The organism is Pseudoalteromonas tunicata, assembly GCF_002310815.1.
In the GTDB taxonomy this organism is placed as follows: domain Bacteria; phylum Pseudomonadota; class Gammaproteobacteria; order Enterobacterales; family Alteromonadaceae; genus Pseudoalteromonas; species Pseudoalteromonas tunicata.
The window spans coordinates 155,554-175,685 of record NZ_CP011033.1 but is presented as its reverse complement, the minus strand read 5'-3'; the positions used below and the strand labels follow the sequence as shown (position 1 = coordinate 175,685).

At 40.6% G+C, this 20,132-nt stretch carries 21 protein-coding genes; 14 read left to right on the top strand and 7 right to left on the bottom strand.

Features of this window, described 5'->3' with window-relative positions; genetic code table 11:
* Positions 1-26: 26 nt before the first annotated feature.
* A complete protein-coding gene (locus PTUN_RS18670; RefSeq protein ID WP_009836387.1) occupies positions 27-416 on the bottom strand; it encodes a hypothetical protein in 390 nt (129 codons plus the stop codon).
* 161 nt (positions 417-577) lie between these two features.
* On the opposite strand from PTUN_RS18670, the gene PTUN_RS18665 reads away from it, so the two are divergent.
* From PTUN_RS18665 to PTUN_RS18655, 3 genes are all read left to right on the top strand, one after another.
* Positions 578-733, top strand: a complete 156-nt coding sequence (locus tag PTUN_RS18665; protein ID WP_009836388.1) for an oxidoreductase-like domain-containing protein — start codon at positions 578-580, stop codon at positions 731-733.
* 303 nt (positions 734-1,036) lie between these two features.
* On the top strand, positions 1,037-3,688 hold the full coding sequence (locus tag PTUN_RS18660; protein ID WP_009836389.1) for a TonB-dependent receptor plug domain-containing protein: 2,652 nt from the start codon (positions 1,037-1,039) through the stop codon (positions 3,686-3,688).
* Between the two features lie 88 nt (positions 3,689-3,776).
* Positions 3,777-5,213, top strand: a complete 1,437-nt coding sequence (locus PTUN_RS18655) for a tetratricopeptide repeat-containing sulfotransferase family protein (protein WP_009836390.1) — start codon at positions 3,777-3,779, stop codon at positions 5,211-5,213.
* Here the strand turns inward: PTUN_RS18655 and PTUN_RS18650 are convergent.
* Positions 5,210-6,115 (bottom strand): alpha/beta fold hydrolase, encoded by a 906-nt coding sequence (locus PTUN_RS18650; protein ID WP_009836391.1) that lies wholly within the window; start codon positions 6,113-6,115, stop codon positions 5,210-5,212. The two genes, PTUN_RS18655 and PTUN_RS18650, sit on opposite strands and share 4 nt — an antisense overlap.
* A gap of 276 nt (positions 6,116-6,391) precedes the next feature.
* On the opposite strand from PTUN_RS18650, the gene rlmF reads away from it, so the two are divergent.
* Both rlmF and gloA2 read left to right on the top strand, forming a co-directional pair.
* The gene (gene rlmF / locus PTUN_RS18645; protein ID WP_009836392.1) at positions 6,392-7,327 is read left to right on the top strand and encodes a 23S rRNA (adenine(1618)-N(6))-methyltransferase RlmF; all 936 of its coding nucleotides are present in this window, start codon (positions 6,392-6,394) and stop codon (positions 7,325-7,327) included.
* A gap of 3 nt (positions 7,328-7,330) precedes the next feature.
* Positions 7,331-7,714, top strand: a complete 384-nt coding sequence (gene gloA2 / locus PTUN_RS18640; RefSeq protein WP_009836393.1) for an SMU1112c/YaeR family gloxylase I-like metalloprotein — start codon at positions 7,331-7,333, stop codon at positions 7,712-7,714.
* 177 nt (positions 7,715-7,891) lie between these two features.
* Here gloA2 and PTUN_RS18635 read toward each other — a convergent pair whose 3' ends face one another.
* The 4 genes from PTUN_RS18635 to PTUN_RS18620 all read right to left on the bottom strand — a co-directional run bounded on the left by PTUN_RS18635 (position 7,892) and on the right by PTUN_RS18620 (position 11,877).
* Complete coding sequence (locus PTUN_RS18635) at positions 7,892-9,052, bottom strand: carboxylesterase family protein (RefSeq protein ID WP_096035267.1); 1,161 nt, start codon at positions 9,050-9,052, stop codon at positions 7,892-7,894.
* Entirely contained in the window at positions 9,052-9,735 is a 684-nt protein-coding gene (locus tag PTUN_RS18630) for a substrate-binding periplasmic protein (protein ID WP_009836395.1), read from the bottom strand. The genes PTUN_RS18635 and PTUN_RS18630 overlap by 1 nt, the downstream gene beginning before the upstream one ends.
* A 67-nt stretch (positions 9,736-9,802) precedes the next feature.
* The gene (locus PTUN_RS18625) at positions 9,803-10,399 is read right to left on the bottom strand and encodes a thymidine kinase (RefSeq protein WP_040643412.1); all 597 of its coding nucleotides are present in this window, start codon (positions 10,397-10,399) and stop codon (positions 9,803-9,805) included.
* Between the two features lie 110 nt (positions 10,400-10,509).
* Positions 10,510-11,877, bottom strand: coding sequence for a DUF4397 domain-containing protein (locus PTUN_RS18620; protein WP_009836397.1), 1,368 nt, complete (start codon positions 11,875-11,877; stop codon positions 10,510-10,512).
* A 277-nt stretch (positions 11,878-12,154) separates the two neighbouring features.
* Between PTUN_RS18620 and PTUN_RS18615 the strand changes: the two genes are divergently transcribed.
* From PTUN_RS18615 to PTUN_RS18580, 8 genes are all read left to right on the top strand, one after another.
* Entirely contained in the window at positions 12,155-12,640 is a 486-nt protein-coding gene (locus PTUN_RS18615) for a TlpA disulfide reductase family protein (RefSeq protein WP_009836398.1), read from the top strand.
* 11 nt (positions 12,641-12,651) lie between these two features.
* Positions 12,652-12,873, top strand: a complete 222-nt coding sequence (locus tag PTUN_RS18610) for a DUF4266 domain-containing protein (protein ID WP_009836399.1) — start codon at positions 12,652-12,654, stop codon at positions 12,871-12,873.
* Entirely contained in the window at positions 12,864-14,180 is a 1,317-nt protein-coding gene (locus PTUN_RS18605; RefSeq protein WP_009836400.1) for a DUF3570 domain-containing protein, read from the top strand. Before PTUN_RS18610 ends, PTUN_RS18605 begins: the two co-directional genes overlap by 10 nt.
* A 12-nt stretch (positions 14,181-14,192) precedes the next feature.
* Positions 14,193-15,104 (top strand): FAD:protein FMN transferase, encoded by a 912-nt coding sequence (locus PTUN_RS18600; RefSeq protein WP_009836401.1) that lies wholly within the window; start codon positions 14,193-14,195, stop codon positions 15,102-15,104.
* Positions 15,105-15,245: 141 nt separating this feature from the next.
* Entirely contained in the window at positions 15,246-15,794 is a 549-nt protein-coding gene (locus PTUN_RS18595; protein WP_009836402.1) for a two-component sensor histidine kinase, read from the top strand.
* A gap of 115 nt (positions 15,795-15,909) precedes the next feature.
* Entirely contained in the window at positions 15,910-16,224 is a 315-nt protein-coding gene (locus PTUN_RS18590; protein WP_009836403.1) for a hypothetical protein, read from the top strand.
* A gap of 52 nt (positions 16,225-16,276) precedes the next feature.
* The gene (locus tag PTUN_RS18585) at positions 16,277-16,972 is read left to right on the top strand and encodes a helix-turn-helix transcriptional regulator (protein WP_009836404.1); all 696 of its coding nucleotides are present in this window, start codon (positions 16,277-16,279) and stop codon (positions 16,970-16,972) included.
* 115 nt (positions 16,973-17,087) lie between these two features.
* Positions 17,088-18,167, top strand: a complete 1,080-nt coding sequence (locus PTUN_RS18580) for a DUF418 domain-containing protein (RefSeq protein WP_009836405.1) — start codon at positions 17,088-17,090, stop codon at positions 18,165-18,167.
* Here the strand turns inward: PTUN_RS18580 and PTUN_RS18575 are convergent, their stop codons facing one another.
* A complete protein-coding gene (locus tag PTUN_RS18575; protein WP_009836406.1) occupies positions 18,168-18,614 on the bottom strand; it encodes a GNAT family N-acetyltransferase in 447 nt (148 codons plus the stop codon).
* Positions 18,615-18,742: 128 nt separating this feature from the next.
* Between PTUN_RS18575 and PTUN_RS18570 the strand changes: the two genes are divergently transcribed.
* Positions 18,743-20,062: a hypothetical protein gene (locus PTUN_RS18570; RefSeq protein WP_009836407.1), complete on the top strand. Its 1,320-nt coding sequence runs from the start codon at positions 18,743-18,745 to the stop codon at positions 20,060-20,062.
* Positions 20,063-20,132 lie beyond the last annotated feature (70 nt).

The following is a 20,132-nucleotide window of genomic DNA, read 5'->3' as shown; positions in this document are numbered from 1 at the left end:
TGATTTACAGCAAAACGCAATAGACGCTAGTTCACATCATTGTTAAATGGTGGTTGTTCAGGTTTTGGCAATGGTTTATTAAATGAGCTTGGTAAAACATCCACCCCAACAAGCTTGCCAAGCTTCACTAAGATAGGAATGGTTATCGGGGCAAAGGGTAAAACAGCAAAGACACTTAAACCTAAACCTTTTAATAAATCAAATAGTTGGCTATTAGCAAATTTAATTTCTTCAACGGTTGCTTGGCGTTTAGTGTACTTTTTATAAATGACCAGCATTTGTTTTGTTTCTGCTTTTTCTTGCGATAAAGCCTGTTTTAATTGCAGCATACTACGACGCAGTTTTAATTTACTTCGTACAATTGTAATTTTAGTGACCCGAACTGGGGCGCGATGAAACAGTAGGATAATTCGCATACGTCATTGTCACATAGAGTCAAATAAAGCACTAAGATTAAATAGTAATTTTCTGTAAATATCAGTAAACAGCGACCAAAGTCTAACAAGACTTTTTTAATAGGCACTGAACGAATTTTGTAAGACAATATGTATATCTAAAGCACGCTGAGACTTGGACAATGAACTTAATTATTCCGATTTTAAATGCCCCCGAAAAACCAAAACCAGGCGATTGCTGTGGCGGAGGAAGTTGCTGCCCTTGTGTCTGGGATGAATATCGTCAAGCGTTAAAAGAATGGAAAAACAAAGAATTGGAAAACTCACCACCTCAATAGCCACCTCCTCTGTTTACTCTTAGTCCCCATGGTAATTAGATCAACTCAAATCAGACTGCGCAAAAGCAAAACTCGCCATTAAAAATTTAATAATGAAAAGGTTAGCGTTTTCCAAAAAAGTTCAAAATATCTTCTATACTAATTCGGAACATTTATATAACAGCTAAACATATTTGTTATTTACATATTGCAACCAATGTTAACTGTATGTATAAACTAGGTTAAGCCAAATATAACGGCTAATCCTTTTTACTGATTTATCATGCAAAAAGGATCTTATTATAATTCTGATTGGGGATTGGAATGAAAAAATATAACGCGCTACATAGAGCAGTAAAACTAGCTCTAACATCAACAGCAACAGCTGGTCTTTTACTTTCACAAGGTGTGTATGCTGAAGAAGCAGAAAAAACCGTAGTGGATAAAAACGTAGAAAAAATTGCCGTAGTTGGTTCTCGTGCTGCACCACGTTCGATTGGTGAATCACCAGTACCGATTGATATCATCGGTGGCGAAGAATTAGGTAAGTCAGGTAATACTGACATGCTAGAAATTTTAAAAGGCTCAGTGCCTTCTCTTAACGTACATACTAACCCGATTAGTGATGCCGCTTCTTTAGTTCGTCCGGCTAACTTACGTGGTTTACCTTCTGACAGTACGCTTATTTTATTAAATGGTAAGCGCCGTCATCGTGCATCTGTTATCGCATTCTTAGGCGGTGGTATTAATGATGGTGCACAAGGTCCAGATATTTCTGTTATTCCAAGCATTGCAATGAAACAAGTTGAAGTACTTCGTGATGGTGCTGCAGCGCAATACGGTTCTGATGCGATTGCCGGTGTAATGAACTTTGTTTTAAAAGATGCCTCTGAAGGCGGCTCTTTAATTGTTCGCCATGGCGAATACTATGAAGGCGATGGCACTTCAACTGAAGTGGCTGGTAACATTGGTTTACCTTTCACTGATGATGGCTTTGTCAATTTAAGTTTTCAATACAAAAATGCTGATGCGACAAGCAGAAGTACACAACGTCCTGATGCACAAGCATTTATTGATGCAGGTGTTACAGGTGTAGGTGATCCTGCACAAGTTTGGGGCTCACCAGAAATAAATGACGATATCAGTTTATTTGGTAATGTTGGTTTAGATTTAACTTCCGATTCTGAATTTTATATGTTTGGTAACTATTCTGAGCGTGATGTGCGTGGTGGCTTCTACTATCGTAATCCTAATACACGTCCAGGCGTATACGGTGGAAATATCCGTAATGTAAATGGTACTAACACGTATCGTCCTAATGATGATGACCCTGCAGGTCAAGCCGCATGGGATGCTGCAACACCAACAATTTTAGTTGGCTCTTTAGATGGATATGATCAACAGTTAAATTGTCCATTAGTTGAAATACAAAACGGTATTCCAGATCAAAGTGCATTGAACTCTCTGACAGCTGCTAATTGCTTTGCATTCAATCAAGCTATCCCTGGTGGTTTCACGCCAAATTTTGGCGGTAACATTACCGATACTTCATTGACCATTGGTACCAAAGGTGAAATTACTGATGGAACCTTTAAAGGCGTTTACTACGATTTAAGTGGTAATGTGGGTCGCAGTGAATCGCGTTTCTTCATTTACAACACACTGAATGCTTCTCTTGGTCCTGATTCGCCTCGTGATTTTAGCCCAGGTAAATACATTCAACTTGAGAAAAATTTCAATGTTGATTTATCTAAAGGCTTTGATGCAGGTTACTACAGCGATGTAAATGTTGCAGGTGGTCTAGAGTGGCATGAAGAAACATTTGAAGTTATCGCTGGTGACGAAGCATCATTCAAGGCTGGTCCATTGACTGACCAAGGTTTTGGTATTGGTTCAAATGGTTTTCCAGGTTTCCAACCATCAGCAGCAGGTGAGTACACTCGTCGTAACTACGCGGCTTATGTTGATATTGAAGCACCATTTACTGAAGACTTCTTAATGGGCTTTGCGCTTCGTTTTGAAGATTACGATACATTTGGTTCAACAACTAATTACAAAATCACAGCGCAGTACAATGCAACTGAAGACTTATCACTTCGAGGTTCTGTCAGTACAGGTTTCCGTGCGCCAACAGTAGGCCAAGCCAATGTTAGTAATGTACAAACTAACTTAAGCAGCGGTGTACTCGTTGACTCTGCATTATTACCACCTACCAACCCAATTTCAGTGCAATTAGGCGGTAAAGAGTTACAACCTGAAGAATCAAGCAGCTACACCTTTGGTGCAGTTTATAGCTTCGACAACTTCTTCTTTACAGCAGATTACTACCACATTGAAGTTGATGACCGTATTAGCCAATCGGATAAAATTGAATTATCTGATGCAGATAAAGCGACCTTAAAAGCCGCAGGTGTTCCAAACGTAGATGGCCTTGCGCAAGTAAGTTTCTTTACCAATGACTTTAATACCACGACTGAAGGTGTTGATATTGTTGCGAACTACACTGATGAATTATTAGGTGGTAGCTCAACATTTAGCTTGGCATACAACTGGAACGAAACTACGGTAACTAAATGGTCTGATATCACAGGTGATTTTAAAGTTGCTCGTTTAGAAAATGATTTACCAAAACACCGTGCAACACTGACCTGGGCACAAGATTGGGAAAAATTTGCCATGTTTACCCGTGTTAACTACTACGGTGAATACCAAGGTGTGCACGTAGATTATGATGCAACGGCTATCATGGCTGATACCACTGTGACAGTCGATGCTGAAGTGAGCTACTTTGTGACTGAATCAATCACCTTATCACTGGGTGCTCAAAATATCTTCGATCAAGAAGCTGAAAAACTGAACTTCACGCAGCAATCGGGTGGTATTCCAAATAACAACTGGGGTGGTAAATACTACGAAACCTCACCATATGGCTTTAACGGTGGTTTCTACTACTTAAAAGCAACGTATAACTTCTAAACCAAGTTATCGTTAAAAAAGAGCCTACTTAGGCTCTTTTTTATTGCATAATCATTTCTTTACGTATAACCAATTATGAATTTAATGTATGTTAGATAGCCTTATAAAACGCGCATTTGAACTGATGCAGCAACACCAATTTCAGACCGCCAGCACTTTATATCAGCAAGTATTACAACAACAACCCTCACATTCTGGTGCACTTTATGGTTTAGCGACCATCGCCCTAGCACAGCATCAGTATGATGATGCGATTTCGCTGCTGCAACACGTCTGTCAGCAATGCCCGAATGAGCTTCAGCCATTATTAGATCTCGGTCAGGCTTTTAGTGCTGTGGGCTCTGATGTTGACCATAAAACAGTACTCAATTATGCACTTAAGCGCTTTAATCAACCACCCGAAGTACTTTACGAATTGGCGCGCTATAATCTTGTTACTGGTGATATAGCTCAAGCCATCCCTCTTTTTGAAACCTTATTAACGCAAGGCAATATGAGTCTTAAACTCTATGCTCTGTTTGAGTTAGCTAAAATACAAAGCCATAAATCAAACAATTACCTTAGTTTAGCTTTTGAATTACAGCCAGATATTCAAAATCAAGAACAAGCTTGTGTGCTGGAATACACCTTAGCGCAGTGTTATTTTAACCTCGACAAGATGAAAGAATTTGCAATGCATTTAGCCCAAGCAAATCAGTTGCAATTGCAAACTTGTGAATTTAAAACCCAAGATCTAGCTCCCTTTTTTAATACTTTATCAGAGTTAAAACCCGCAGCAATGGCTCCAAGAGACGACTCTCGCGATAGCCTAAAACCAATTTTTATTGTCGGATTACCACGCACAGGCTCAAGCTTATTGGCTCAAATGTTGGCAAGTCATAGCCAGATTGCCAATGCAGGTGAGCAGCCCTTTTTAGCCCAAACCGTTACACGCTTGTGTCAGCGTACCACTAAACCGTATCCAGAATGTTTAGCTTCTTTAACACCAAAACTGATTGAGCAAGGAGCAGCTTATTACCTTGCTAATATGCAGCGCTTTAGTCATAAAAAAAACTATGTGATTGATAAACTTCCCGCTAATTTTCAATCAATTGCAGCAATTAAGCTATTGTTCCCAACTGCGCTCATTATTGATTTACGCCGAAACAACTGTGACGTTGCTTTGTCGATTTACCAAAACTATTTCGCCCAAAGTGAACCGTATTTTTGTGATTTAGATGAGTTAGCGCATTATATTGGCTTTTATCAGCGCACTATGACACATTTTACCAAGCTCTATGACCAAGGCATTGTGCAAGTGCATTACGAGGCTCTAGTGACAAACGCAAAAGTACAACTTAGTACAATATTGCAACAACTAAACTTAAGCTTTGAAGAAAATTGTTTAGCGTTTTACCAACAAAAGTTAACGGTGCATACATTAAGCGCCACACAAGTTCGCTCGCAATTGCACCATAAATCAATTGATCGCGCATTGGCTCTGGCGCCCTTTTTACCTAAATTGGCACAATTTTCGGCTCTTTAAGCGTAGCGCTCAAACCAAGAGAGTAAATCAGCAAACTGGTCGTGCTGTGCTTTAGGATGAGTCAGCATATTAATGTGATCATAATCATGATGATGACCATGGCGCTTGCCGTACATATTTAGCTGCTGGATCCCTAAACCTGACTCTTGCATAAATTTTTCAATATCAATCGCTTGGGCCAGTGCTTTATCTTTCACTGCACCAATATGCAAAATCGGTGGTAAGGCAATCTCACTGAGCGTAGTGGCATAATCAAATTGATCATCACTATCAATCCAAGGCGATACTTTTGCCCATTGCATGCTTTGCCAATGAGATTTAATACTTTCATTATCAGATCCCCATCCCAAACGTTTGGCAGGTAAATAGCCATTTCGCTTGGCAATCCATGGGGCTAAGCCATACCACAATAAGTTGGCTTGCAATAACTTGCTTGGGTGTTTGTTATATAACGAACGTTTTGAACCAAAGTACGCACATGCTTTTACCTTGTTGATCATTGCAGGCTGCCTTGCAAAATAGCTATTCATTAATACCCCGCCCCACGAATGTGCAACCCAATATTCAGCAGACTGTCCACAATGACGTTCAATCTGAGCTAAAAATGCAGGTATATCTTCTAAAATAGCCTCAGTTTGGCCATAACGAGCGCCTTTACTAATTGCCGGAAGGCTTTCTCCACGACCACGTAAATCTGCGACATAACATTGATAGCCATGAGAAGCCAAAAAAGGAGCTAACCCTTTGTTTGAGTGGGTATAAAAAATTTTGCCATTTTCCACAGCACCATGCATAAAAAAAACGGCTGGGCCACGCTTGTTAGGATTATAAATATAGCGAAGATGCAATTGCTGCTTTTCACCAAGTTCGATAAAAAGTGATTGTTGTTGAACGTTTTCCATGCTGATTATCTTTATTTTTTAAACACATCGTACCAGCCAACATTAAAAATGCTAACTATTTTTTTGTTCCCAATTAAAATAAATCACTCAACGAATACAATGCTAAGTTTTTTAAAAAATGATTAAGCTGAACAAATAATTAGGGTGCGCTTATTTATGCCGCACGTTTCCAATACTCACACATCCTGACACCATGGCGTAATGTTTACCTACTTTTATCGAAATAACCCAACCTTGCGTGTATAATTGGCCAACTTGTTTGCAATACAGTTTATTATGTCTAAATCTCAACCATTAAAAGCCAACTTACATCCACGCAATCTGCATAATAATGGCTATGATTTCCCAGCATTGGTGCAAACTTTAGGGCCGTTAAGTGCCTTTGTGAGCAAAAATCCTCACCAACAAGATACCATTGACTTTAGTGATCCTCAGGCAGTAAAAATGCTTAATAAAGCACTCTTAATGCATCACTATGGTATTGAATTTTGGGATATTCCTGAGACCTATTTATGCCCTCCGATCCCCGGACGTGTTGATTATCTGCATTATTTGGCCGACTTATTGGCACTCGACAATAACGGTATTATTCCCACAGGTAAAAAGGTCTCTGTACTGGATATTGGCACTGGGGCAAACTTAGTGTATCCCCTCACCGGCCAAAGTGAATATGGCTGGCAATTTATCGGCTCAGATATCGACCCCGTATCACTCAAGGTTGCCAAACAAATTAGCCAATTTAATAAGTTACCCATTAAGTTACGGGCGCAAAAAAGTGCTAATAATATTTTTCACTCGGTGATAAACGAAAAAGATTTATTTTGCTTAACCTTGTGTAATCCTCCGTTTCATTCATCACCCGTGCAAGCCCTACAAGGTACACAGCGAAAATGGCAAAACTTAGGGCATACAGCTAAAAACAACTTAAATTTTGGTGGCCAGAATGCCGAATTATGGTGCGAAGGGGGCGAATTAGCCTTTATCAAAACCATGATGTCGGAAAGTGCCGATTACCAAGACCAAGTTGTATGGTTTAGCTCACTCGTATCAAAAAAAGAGCATGTGGCACCATTGCAAAAACATTTAGCACGCTACCCTGTAGCTGAAGTTAAAGTTGTTGAAATGGCACAAGGGCAAAAAGTGAGTCGTTTTATTGCCTGGAGTTATTTTAATAGCGAAGAGCGCAACGACATACTGACAGAGATGGCTTAAACCATGTTACAAGCCATTCACCATGCTGCGATTATTTGCAGTGATTATGCGAAATCGAAATATTTTTACTGCGAAATTTTACAGTTAAACGTCATCGCAGAGCATTTTCGCAGTAACAGGCAATCGTATAAGTTAGATTTAGCGCTCCCAAACGGCAGCCAAATTGAGCTTTTTTCATTTGCCAATCCGCCAAAACGACCAAGTTACCCAGAAGCATGTGGTTTACGTCACTTGGCTTTTTTAGTCGATGATATTGATGAGGTTGTTGCACATTTAACACGTCATCAGGTAGCGGTTGAGCCAATTCGCATCGATGAATATACCGCTAAACGCTTTACTTTTTTTGCCGATCCGGATGGCCTGCCATTAGAACTATACGAAAAATAACAAAGACTTAAACTAAGCTCAGTTCTGGATAATCGATTTACCAACATATTAAATTAACAGTGACTATCTAAGTTGTTTATCCTAGCCTGGGATTTTCAAAGGCAACAAGGCGGGTTTGCCCATCAATAACAGGTCTATTGCAAACAAATCCAAACTGTTAGCGTTGAAAATAGCTACCTAGTGCAAATTCAGCTGAAGTTGAGCGCCATACAACTGAGCAATATCATGATCAACTTGATACCACTTGTTTAAAATCGCGTTATCAAATCTCACTTTACCTTTAAAAATCAATTCGTTGTTATTTTCAATGCTGATCTCTTGGCTAAAATCAAACTGCTCTGGCGAAAGCAACAAAGTCAACTTACTAATATGCTGACTATTTATTGTAATGCTATTGCCCTGTTGTAATAGCGATACAAACTTTGGGTCTTCGGTAGGCAAAACGTCATCGATAACAAGCCAATGGTAGCGTGGGTAGCTCAATTGTGCATCGACTTCCCAATATAGTCGTTCTGGATAAGGATTTCGCTGATTACTATTAACAAAATCAATAATGTTTTGACGGTAATTTTCATACCATGCCACGCTATGTTTGGCTCCTTCTATTGAAATGAACTCAACCGTCGCCCCCGCTTTGCGTAAATGCGACACGAACGGCGCAATATTTTTGCTCGGGTAAAGTTGGTCGCGCGATGTGTTGATGATAAGCCAAGGTTTATTAATCAAATTACTTAAAAAAGTGGGGTGTTCTGCACCATTTTGCGGCGCAAGCACAAAAGGAGAAGCAATGATTGGAATAAATCCAGCAAATGGGGTTGGAGTATGTGCGCCTAGATAATAAACACCGTGGCCGCCATCTGACACACCGTGTAAAAAAACCCGATTGGTATCAATATGGTACTGTGTTTTTAAGTCCTCGATAATCTGATGAATATTATCAACTTGCGTTGATGTCCACCACATTGCTTGTTTCCAACCCATTGGAAAAACATTAATGCTATCGGGCAAAGAAAAATCAGCCAAAGAGGCGTCGAGGGCTTGTTTTTTTCGCCCTTTGGCCCGACTGACCAGCCCATGTAAGAAGATATGAAGTGGATAAGCTTTTTTAATTTGATAGTCTTTGGGGACATCAAGGGCATAATAAAATTTAACGCCCACCTCATTAATACGAGTATGGTAGCTTCGCCCTACTGGTTGTTCAGACTTAAATTGAAGTGATTGAATAAGGGATTGCTTTTGCACTTGAAATAACGACATATCCTCTGGCACTGACGCAGCTCTCAAATAGGGAGAAAACAGTAAAACAATTAATAGAAAAATAACATAACGGTAGGACACTAAAATAACCCTAATTGACCATCCGCTTTCATTTTTATGAAAATATCATTTAATTGTTCAGCAATGTGATGGTGTTCTTTTTTCAACCAAAGATAAAACTTCACCTCCCCGAGCTCAAGTGATTTCTCTTCTAAATTTGCAATATTATGCTTTTTCATCAGCAATGCGGCGTAGTGTGGAGTCGAGAGCGCTACGTCTACTTTTCGTTTAGAAACTAAAATAAAACATTTTTCCCAACTAAGCAGCTCAACTGTTTTAAACGGATAAATTTTTTGTAAATCAGCCACTAATTTAGCTCCTCGCACCGTTGCTACAGTAGACTCAATTAACTCTTCATAGGTATCAAGCTTTTTAGATTTAAGCGTATAGGCTTTTATTTTTATCGCACCGAGGGGTTCTAAGACTGGCATATAGTTCGGAACATAATCTTGATATTCATCGGTGCGTAATAAATCGCCATCAACTCTTCCCGAGTTGGCTTCTCGTGTTGCGCGAGCTGTTGGTATTTCTAAAAATGAGACTTCAATGTCGAGCTCTTTAAACGCTTGGGCGACATTAGTTTCAAGCATTGGGAAAATGTGTTTTATTTCGGGCGCAACACTTAGTATTAAGGTTGTTTGACTCATACAAGCCGAACTCCACATTAAGCCTAACACCATTACACCCAGTTTAAACAATGCCACACCTATTTCCTTTTCTATCGAATAGCAGAAGTATGGAATGTTTATTTAAAAGCGCAACTTAGCTAAATTAACCTTTTACTGGTATGGCATGCTCGAGCGCTTCTTTATAATGGGTGCGGCAAACCGAGACATACCGCTCATTGCCACCAATTTCAACTTGCTCACCATCGGCAATCGCGATGCCATGTTCATCGGTACGCAGCACCATATTGGCTTTACGACCGCAATGGCAAACAGTTTTAAGTTCAATGAGTTTATCAGCCCATGCCAGCAGGTATTGTGCACCAACAAAAAGCTCGCCTCTAAAGTCAGTGCGCAGGCCATAACATAAAACAGGAATATTAAGCTTATCAACCACATCAGTGAGTTCGTTCACTTGTGCTTTGGTTAAAAACTGGCTTTCATCAATTAAAACACAGTCTATTTTTCGAGTATTATGCAGTGTTTCTATCGCCAAAAACATATTCGTTTGTGGCGCAAATAACTGCGCTTTTGCACTTAAGCCGATGCGAGAACTAACTTGGCCTTGACCATAGCGGGTATCAATCGCAGCAGTATAAATGAGTGGATTCATACCCCGTTCTTGATAATTAAATGAAGATTGTAATAAAGTCGTCGATTTTCCTGCGTTCATCGCAGAATAATAAAAATACAGCTGGGCCAAGGTGAATGCTCAATTTATTCAAAGTGCCACGATGCTACAGAATAACGCAGATAAATAAAAGCAGGTGATCAGACTCCGCTGCACCACCTGCCTTTAAAAGGGATTAAAACTTAAAAATCATCCATTGTTATCAAGCTAAGCGGTAAGCCACCGCCCACAGATTCAACGGCTGCGGCACTGTAAATTTTACCGCCTTCGAATGTTAGCATTACCGGGCCAATCGCGGCATCTTTTGTACCTGCAACTGTGGCTGTTACATAATAGGTACCAGGCTTCAAGCTAACATAACCAGTCTCAGCTTTAAAAGGCACATTGCTAAAGGCTGCGGTATCGTCGCTGATATCGTTGTCGGATGTAACGTATAAATCAACTTGCGGTGCATTAGGGGCCGCATGAAAAATACGTACTTTTGCTTCAGTTGCAACCCGTCTTGGCATATCAACCACCGGCCAAGACGCTTGGCTATTGTCAGCTAATTGCCCAGCAACAAAAACCGAATAATGCACACTTTTATCTAATGTAACATCAGCATCAACCACATAAGTACCGACTGCTGCACTTGGCTCTACTTTAAAATTATGACTTGTCGGGCTAAGTGGTAGATAGTCACTGACCGCTTTAAATGGCACATCAGTCAAAGCAGTAATAGTATCATCCACCACTAAATTAACCGCGGGTGCATCTGCGACAGCATGAATGGCTCGGACATGACTTGGCGCATTTTTATCAGCAATAACATTGGTCGATTCTTTACCTTGGGCAAGCAACATCACCGGAGATGTGCCTGTTTTGGTATTAGGCACTGCAACCACCAATAAATCAGTTCCTTCACCTAATGCTAAAGTACCCGAATCATAAACCACGTCTTTTTGACCGGTTAAGGTAATACGAACTTGGTAATCACCTACAGGTACATCAAGTGCATCGCTGTAGGTTTTATAAGCAACATTACTAAGCAGTGGGTTTTCATTACTTAAAGCAACATCAGGGGGAGTAACGTAAACATCCACTTGTGGCACATCTGGCGCACCATGAAGCACTTGCAATCGAACATTACCGCTGGCAAGCTCTGTTACATCACGGCTGATAATCAAAGGCTCAAGTGTTGATTTGGCAACCGTACCAAGCGCAACAACCGAGTATTGCTTATTGCCCATTAAATCTAGATCGACCGGTCCTATTACTGTCGCAGTTTCATCTGGCAAGATTGCATCAACAGCCACACTATAGCTTGCGGCATCCAGCTCAAAAAATGTTGAACCAACACTGTAATCGGCACCTTCAACCACAATATTGTTGTTAACTTTTACATTGACCAGAGGTGCATCTGCAGAAGCATGCAAAACCCGTAAATAAGTTTTAACAACCGGCGCGGGAGGAGGTGTTTCTATTTCAACCTTTTTATCGTCATCATCATTACATGCAACTAACGTTGTTGCTAAAGCGATCAGGCTGAGAGTTCTAACTATCTTTTTCATTTTTTTGCCTATCCATTATGTAAAAAAATCATTAATAGATACGCCGTTTTCTTGGTTGAGATCAGTTTAGCTTGTTTGTTTTTTATTCTAAAAATGAATAACCACTATACTTCTAGCTATTAAAATGAACGTTATAAAGTCAATTAATTCATTAAAACAGCCATTATGTGGGGTCTAGTAGCGACAATAGGGTTCTTTTTTCTATGATTTAATTTTCTTAAGCAAACCTTAAGAAAGCCTTGTTAACATTTCATTATCAGCATCACTTGAGTCCATTATGTTAAAAAAAATAATCTTTACTACCTGTTTGTTATTAAGCCTAACGTATGCAATGAACAGTGTTGCAAGTACAAATGATCCTTCGGAGCAGCTCAATACACTGTTACAAGAGCACCAGGGCAAAGTGATATACCTCGATTTTTGGGCATCGTGGTGCGGGCCGTGTAAAAAGTCTTTTCCTTGGATGAATGAGATGCAAACTCGATATGCGCCCGATGGTTTTACCGTCATCACAGTCAATCTTGATAAAGAGGCACTGCTTGCTAATGAATTTTTAGCGACTCACCCAGCTAACTTTCCTGTTGTATACGACCCTGAGGGCATATTAGCCAAGCAGTATAAATTAGTCGGTATGCCAAGCAGCTATCTCATTGGCAAAGATGGCGAAATTAAACGTAGCCACGCTGGTTTTATCAATAAACAAATACCCACTTATGAGCAAGAAATTCAATTATTGCTGCAACAATCAGTCATTAAACACTAGAAGGTAATGTCATGAAAAATTTAGCTAAACCCTTGGCACTGCTAGTGCTGCTCACAACATTAGGTGGTTGCGCTTCGCTCGGTGTTGAGCCGTGGGAGCGGGACTTATTAGCAAAAAAAGAAATGGCTTTGGTTGATGGCATTGATGCCTCAGTTGATGACCATGTTTATTTTAGTAAAGAGGCCTCAAGTGGCGGCCGTAGTTTTGGCGGCGGAGGTTGCGGATGCAATTAACTCAAACAAAAGATACCTTAGTCAATCAGCAAAAAGCCGACAATAAAAAAAATATAGCGGGTGCACTTGCGCTTGCAACGTGTGCCCTGCTTGGCACCGATGTCAATGCAACTGAGCAAGACTGGCAATTTGACTCTGCCTTTTTATTCTATGGTGAGATCGAGCGGGTTATGGCTGCCGAAGCCATGGTTAATGCAAAAAAAGAATTTGCCGACGAGCAAGTACTTAATGTAAGACTCACACTCGATACCTTAACGGGTGCGTCAGCCAATGGGGCCGTTGCCCAGCCTTATGTACAAACATTTACGCGCCCATCAGGCAAAGGTCAGTATCAAATCAATGCCAATGATACGCCTCTTGATAATACCTTTCATGATACCCGCGTGCAGCTCAATGCGCAGTGGACACAACCGCTAGCCCCAAATTACACCGCAAGTGCTGGGGTTCATTTATCAAAAGAGTATGATTATTTATCGCTTGGGATAAACGGTAATTTAGCAATCGATTTTAACCAAAAAAATACCACCCTATCGTTAGGATTAAGTCACTTTCAAGATACCTTCACCCCAGAAGGTGGCTTACCTAAACCTTACGCAGCAATGCTAATTGGCGACAGTGAAAGCCCAACATGGGATCAGTCATTTGCAAATACCCGTATTGGTGATTCAGAAACAAAAACGACAACCGACTTTTTGATTGGCTTAACGCAAGTCATTAATCGCAGAATGTTGATGCAACTTAATTATTCTCATTCAGTTGTTGATGGCTATTTAACCGACCCATTTAAAGTGCTGAGTTTAGTCGACGAGCAAGGGTTAAGCCAAGCGCAGCTATATGAAAATAGACCCGATCAGCGCACCAAACAAAGCGTTTATTGGCAATCAAAATACCATTTTGATAACAGCATTATGGATTTATCGTACCGTTATATGTGGGACGATTGGAACATTAAGTCACATACGGTTGATACACGGTACCGCTTTTTATTTAGCGATAATAGCTACTTAGAGCCGCACGTTCGTTATTATCAACAATCGGCTGCTGAATTTTATCAACCGTTTTTAAACCAAAACCAAGCTCTGCCTGAATTTGCCAGTGCCGATTACCGCATTGGTGAAATGAACGCTTACACCTTGGGGCTAAAATACGGCCTACGCTTAAGCGACGGTAATGATTTTGCAGTGAGAGTCGAGTACTATAGCCAAAACCCAACCGATGCAGGCTTTAGTGCACCAGGTGCTTTGGCCAACCAAGACTTATACCCAAGTATCGATGCATTAATTTTGCAATTTAGTTATTCATTTTAAAGGGCTCGTTTAGTGACCAAGCGTGATTATCGAATTAATTCAACTGGAGATGGCCTAAGCATTACGTTTGATGCAATGGCAAGTCCTTGTGAAATATTACTCGATAGTCACGATGTTACTTTGGCACAAAAAATAGCCACACTTGCGTGTCAGGAAGTGTGGCGTATCGAAGATAAATTTAGTCGCTACAACAATCACGGACTCTGCGCTCAAATTAATCAAAGCCAAGGCCTATCGGTTGACATTGACCTCGAAACCTTTCAACTTTTGCAGTTTGCCAATCAATGTTACCAACTCAGTGATGGCTTATTTGACTTAACCGCAGGTGTGCTTCGCCGGGCATGGCGTTTTGATGGCAGTGACCATATTGCCAAGCAAAGCCAAATTGATGCACTACTCCCCTTAGTTGATTGGCAAAAAGTATCATTTGATGCCAACTCGATTACGCTGCCAAGTGGTATGGAGCTTGATTTTGGTGGTATTGGAAAAGAATATGCCGTCGACCGTGTCATTTTATTAATAAAACACCTCACCCCTACCGCTACGTTAGTGAATTTAGGGGGGGATTTAGCCGCCACGGGACCACGTCAGCATCAGCAAAATTGGCTAGTAGGCATTGAACACCCAGGTCTTGATGCATTTAACAATCAATTAATTGTCTCACTGCAACAAGGTGCGCTTGCCACAAGTGGTGATGCAAAACGCTTTTTATTACGCGATGGGATCCGTTATAGTCATATTTTAAATGCCAAAACTGGCAGGCCAATGACTAATGCGGCACGCTCTGTCACCGTTGCTGCACCACAATGTACCCAAGCGGGATTACTGGCTACCCTAGCCTTATTACAGGGCAGTGACACCGAATCCTTTTTAGCCGAACAAACCATAGCCAATCAACCACTTAAATATTGGCTTATTCGTTAATAAAGTAACCTGATAATCCTCATGATTAACATTCCCATTTAGCTGTATTAGTTACTAAATTTGGATTTTTTTACATTTAATTTGTAGAGTGTTCTAAGCTTATTTTAAAAATATTTTTTATAAAAATGAGAACAAGACAATATGGATAATATTGCCACTTTGACTATAAAACTCAGTAACCCAAATTTATCAATCAGTGATAAATTAAAAGCCATTTGTCGCACCATCAAATACGTTGTACCCAATGCTAATCGTGTCAGTTTATGGGCGTTTAATGATTCTTTTGATAAGATTTTTTGTTTAATGAGTCAAGACAACAGCTTAAAATTTCAATTTGGCCAGCAACTTCACAAAACTGATTTTGCACCTTATTTTAATTTTATCTTAAATGATCGCGTGCTCAATGCCAGCGATGCACGTAACCATCCGGTGACATCTTGCTTTACCACTCGCTATTTTGAACCGCTGAATATTTACTCTTTACTCGATTTAATCTTTCACCATAATTTTGCCCCTGTCGGCATTATTTGTTGCGAACACCTCGATGAGCCAATTGAATGGCAAGAACAAGATATTGTTGCTTTACAACGCATTGCCAGTATTACTACGCTTTTTTTTGCTAAAGAAATAAAATGCGTCAGTTGTAACGAAGACGAAATCATCGCCACCCTCACCAATGAATGCTCCTAAGTTTTTATTTACCTAATCCTGTTTCTCTACTGACACCATGCTGTCAGTAGCCCTGTTTTATAGTCTGTTTTGTTCTCACCACCCCTTTGGTGAGCTTTTAATAAGGAAATAAAACATGACTACAACACTTGAATTAGTAAGCTACACCTTAAAAAACCAAGTTTTACCAACCGATCTTGCCACTGTAAACAATGCCGTAAACGACTTTTTATTACAGCAACCTGGCTTTATCTATCGCTCATGCAGTGCAGATGATAAAGCGGTTATTTTTGACGTGGTATATTGGCAAGATGAACAAAGTGCAAAACGTGCTGGTGATGCCTTTATTGCTCACCCAGCCGGCCAAGCATTAATTGCATTATGTGACGAACACAGTGTAGAAATGCGCCAGATGGCGCTATTATCAAGTTCATGTAGCCAATCGGCTTAACATCACGCCCCCGAAATCGTTTTTGTTTGGGGGCTTTTTCGAGAATTTAACTATGAGAAAAGCCGAGCGCTTATTTCAAATTATTACCTTGCTGCGTGGGCGGCGTACGGTGATTACCGCCAAACAAATTGCGCAACAACTTGAAGTTTCTGAACGTACGGTATATCGCGATATTCAAGCATTGATATTAAGTGGCATGCCGATAGAATCGGAAGCGGGTATTGGCTATCGATTGCAGCCAAAATTTGATGTGCCTGCATTAATGTTTAATCCCGATGAACTCGACGCCCTATTACTGGGCGCACGTATGGTGCAGGGTTTTGGCAGTGAACAACTGGCCAAAAGTGCAGCATCGGCATTAAATAAGATTCACAGCGTATTACCCGAGCAATTACATCGCCAAATCGTACAACAAGACGAACGTTTACTAGTACCTAATTGGCATTTAAAAGAAGCAACGCAATATTCTGATCTCATTCGTTTGGCAATAAAACAACACCTTAAACTGGCATTAATTTATCAAGATGAAAAACTCAACCTCAGCGAGCGCACCGTATTACCATTGGGATTGATTTTTTGGGGCCGCGCATGGACTTTAGTCGCTTGGTGTGAAAAACGCAGTGATTATCGCTTATTTCGTCTTGATCGCATCACGCAACTAACCACCTTAACCTGTACTTTTTCGCTCCATCAACATTGTAGTTTGCAACATTACATGCAGCTGCAAACCGAGCAATGCCATCAATAATGCCGTTCTAGCAAAACGGGAATAGCAAGTCATTCATATCAAACATTTCCTTACATTTTGTGGTTAATATTTCTGCTATTCTTTTTGCGATTTTTGACCAAATAAGGAACATTTTATGTCAGCTCAGACACGCGTTATTGGTTTTGATATCGCTCGTTCGCTCGCTATTTTTGGCATGGTTATTGTTAATTTCAAAATAGCAATGGCGGCAGAGACTGGTTCAGCATTTTGGTTAGGCTTTGCTAGCTTATTTGAAGGGCGCGCTTCTGCTTTATTTGTCATACTGGCCGGCATCGGGATTAGCTTAATGAGTGCCCATACCCGACTTGCACCGACTTCAGAAGCAATAACATCAACCCGCATACGCTTACTCAAACGCGCGGCGCTTTTATTTATTGTTGGTATTGCCTACACCCCGATTTGGCCTGCCGATATTTTACATTTTTACGGGGTCTATTTTGTGATTGCCACAGCCCTGTGTTTTAGCTCAAATCGCACATTACTTTTTGCGAGCCTCAGCTTTATTGTTGGTTTTTTCGGGCTACTGCTCACGCTCGATTACGACAAAGGCTGGCAGTGGAGTACCCTAACCTATACCGATTTATGGACATGGCAAGGTATGATGCGTCATTTGGTCTTTAACGGCTTTCATCCGGTATTTCCTTGGTGTGCATTTTTACTGTTTGGTATGTGGTTAGGTCGCCAGCCGCTCACCCAACCGAGCATGCAAAAACAACTAGCAAAAACAGCTTTTATTGTGCTTGTTGGTGTTGAAACTGGCCTTTTTTTAATGCGTTACCTTGCTGTTGAGCATTTACATATATCACCAGAAGTCACCCAGCAACTCCTCACCAGCAGTATTATTCCACCTTTGCCGCAATATATGGTGTCTGCTGCAAGCTCTGCGGTCTTAATTTTAATGGCATGTTTATGGTTTGGGCAGCACTGCCAACAACTTTGGTTAGCACAATGGCTGTATCGCACGGGGCAAGTATCTCTGACTTTATATATTGCCCATGTCTTGATTGGCATGGGTACGTTAGAAGCCTTTAATTTATTAAACGCTCAAGCAATAGAAACGGCCCTATTAAGTGCGCTTATTTATTGTGTTAGCGCGACCGTGTTTAGTGTCGTGTGGCTACACTTTTTCAAATTAGGGCCATGCGAATGGCTGTTTAAAAAAGTAGCGAATTAGTTAACCCAATTGCTTACGAAATCGAATTTTAACCTCAGTACTTTGCTGCGCAGGTTTACAGCTAATAATGTGATAATCATGGGCAATTAACATTTGCAACATGGTTTTAAAGCGATTCATTGATTTAACTTCAATTGCCATAAATCCCTGCGCTTTAACCCATGATTCTTGTGCTAATAATAATTGTTTAGCAATACCCTGACCTCGAAATTCCGGCAATACAGCCCCAAGCCAGCTATAAAAGGTATTCTCATTAAGTTGATAGCCCAATTTATAAGCTACAGGTTTTGCTTGATCATATGCAATTAATAACAAACTTTGCCTATTGTTTAATTTTCGAGCGAGGTCGTTCGCTGTTTTTGGCGCTGTGAACTCCGGGATAGCCAGCTCAATTTCAAGCATGTGTGTAATGCTACCTTCTAATATAGTAATACTGTTACTGTTCATAACGCTCGCTGTATTCGTTGAAATTTTTTATGTGTTTATGCCAAGATGCTAACAAAAACAACATCTTTTACCGCTATAATTTTACCTAAGTATGTAAGAAAGTACCGCTTTAAATTGATGGCTATTGTATGCAAAATTACGATACGTATAATGAGTTTTATTTATTAAAGCAAAGAAGCACCATGCCACTGAACCAACTTGCCACAGCCTATGTTCAACTCACACTTAATATAAATGAGCATCATACAGGCTATGTTGATGCCTATTATGGGCCAAAAGAATGGCAACAAGGGCTCACAAAATTACCACTGACTAAACTTGCAATTGAAGCCGAGCGGCTTTATCAACAAATCACTGAACTTGCCGCCAAAAACCACACAACCAGCCAAACATGGCAACTGCGACTCCACTCACTTGAAGCTAACTTGCGTGCGGCCAAAACCTTTATTGCTCATTTACAAGGCCATACGCTTAGCTTTGATCAAGAATCACTGGCTCTTTACGACGCCGTTTCACCTCATTATGGCGAAGCCGATTTTGATACCCTACTTGGCCAGCTCGATACCTTGTTACCGAGCAGTGTTACCTTTGGAAGTTCTGCAACTTTAAACCAACGCCTTAACGATTTTCGCAGCCAATTTATTATTCCTAAACAACACATTGCTAAGGTGTTTAACGCAGCAATTGAAAAAGCACGCGAACTGACCGCCAAGCATATTTCCTTACCTGTCCACGAGAACTTTAATGTGGCACTCGTCACCAACCAAGTGTGGAGCGCCTATAACTGGTTTAAAGGAAATAGCTACAGTTTAATAGAAGTAAACACTGACTTCCCAATCTATATTGACCGCGCTGTTGACCTAGCTTGCCACGAAGGCTATCCCGGCCATCATGTATTTAACAGCCTGATTGAAGAAAACTTGTACTTTAAAAATGGCTGGGTCGAGTATTGTGTTTATCCGCTTTTTTCGCCGTTATCATTACTGGCCGAAGGCAGCGCCAATTATGGGATTGAAGTTGTATTTGATAAAAAAGACCGCATGACATTCGAACAAAATGTCTTATTTCCGCTGGCAGAACTAGATAGCTCACAAGTTGAGCTTTATTACCAAGTATTAGCCGTGCTGCACAAGCTAAGCTATGTTGATAACATGGTGGCACGCCGTTATCTTGATGCTGAAATCACTCATGCACAAGCCATTGAGTTATTGATGAAATACGCCTTAAGTGACGAAAAAAAATCCCAACAGCGCCTTAAATTTATTGAGCAAAATCGCAGCTACGTGCTCAATTACAACTTAGGCCAAGATCTGACCAAAGCCTATGTTGAAAACCAGCTGGCACAGGTACTCCCAGCTAACGCCACACCTTTGCAGGTAATTGGTTTACGTTGGCAAATATTGACAGATCTTCTTCGCAATCCACGCTGTGCTAGCATGCTAAAGTGACAAAAAAACGCGCTACCAATCTAAAATTTTAAAACTTTTTTGCTCCCAGAGACATAGTTTTACGCCCTCG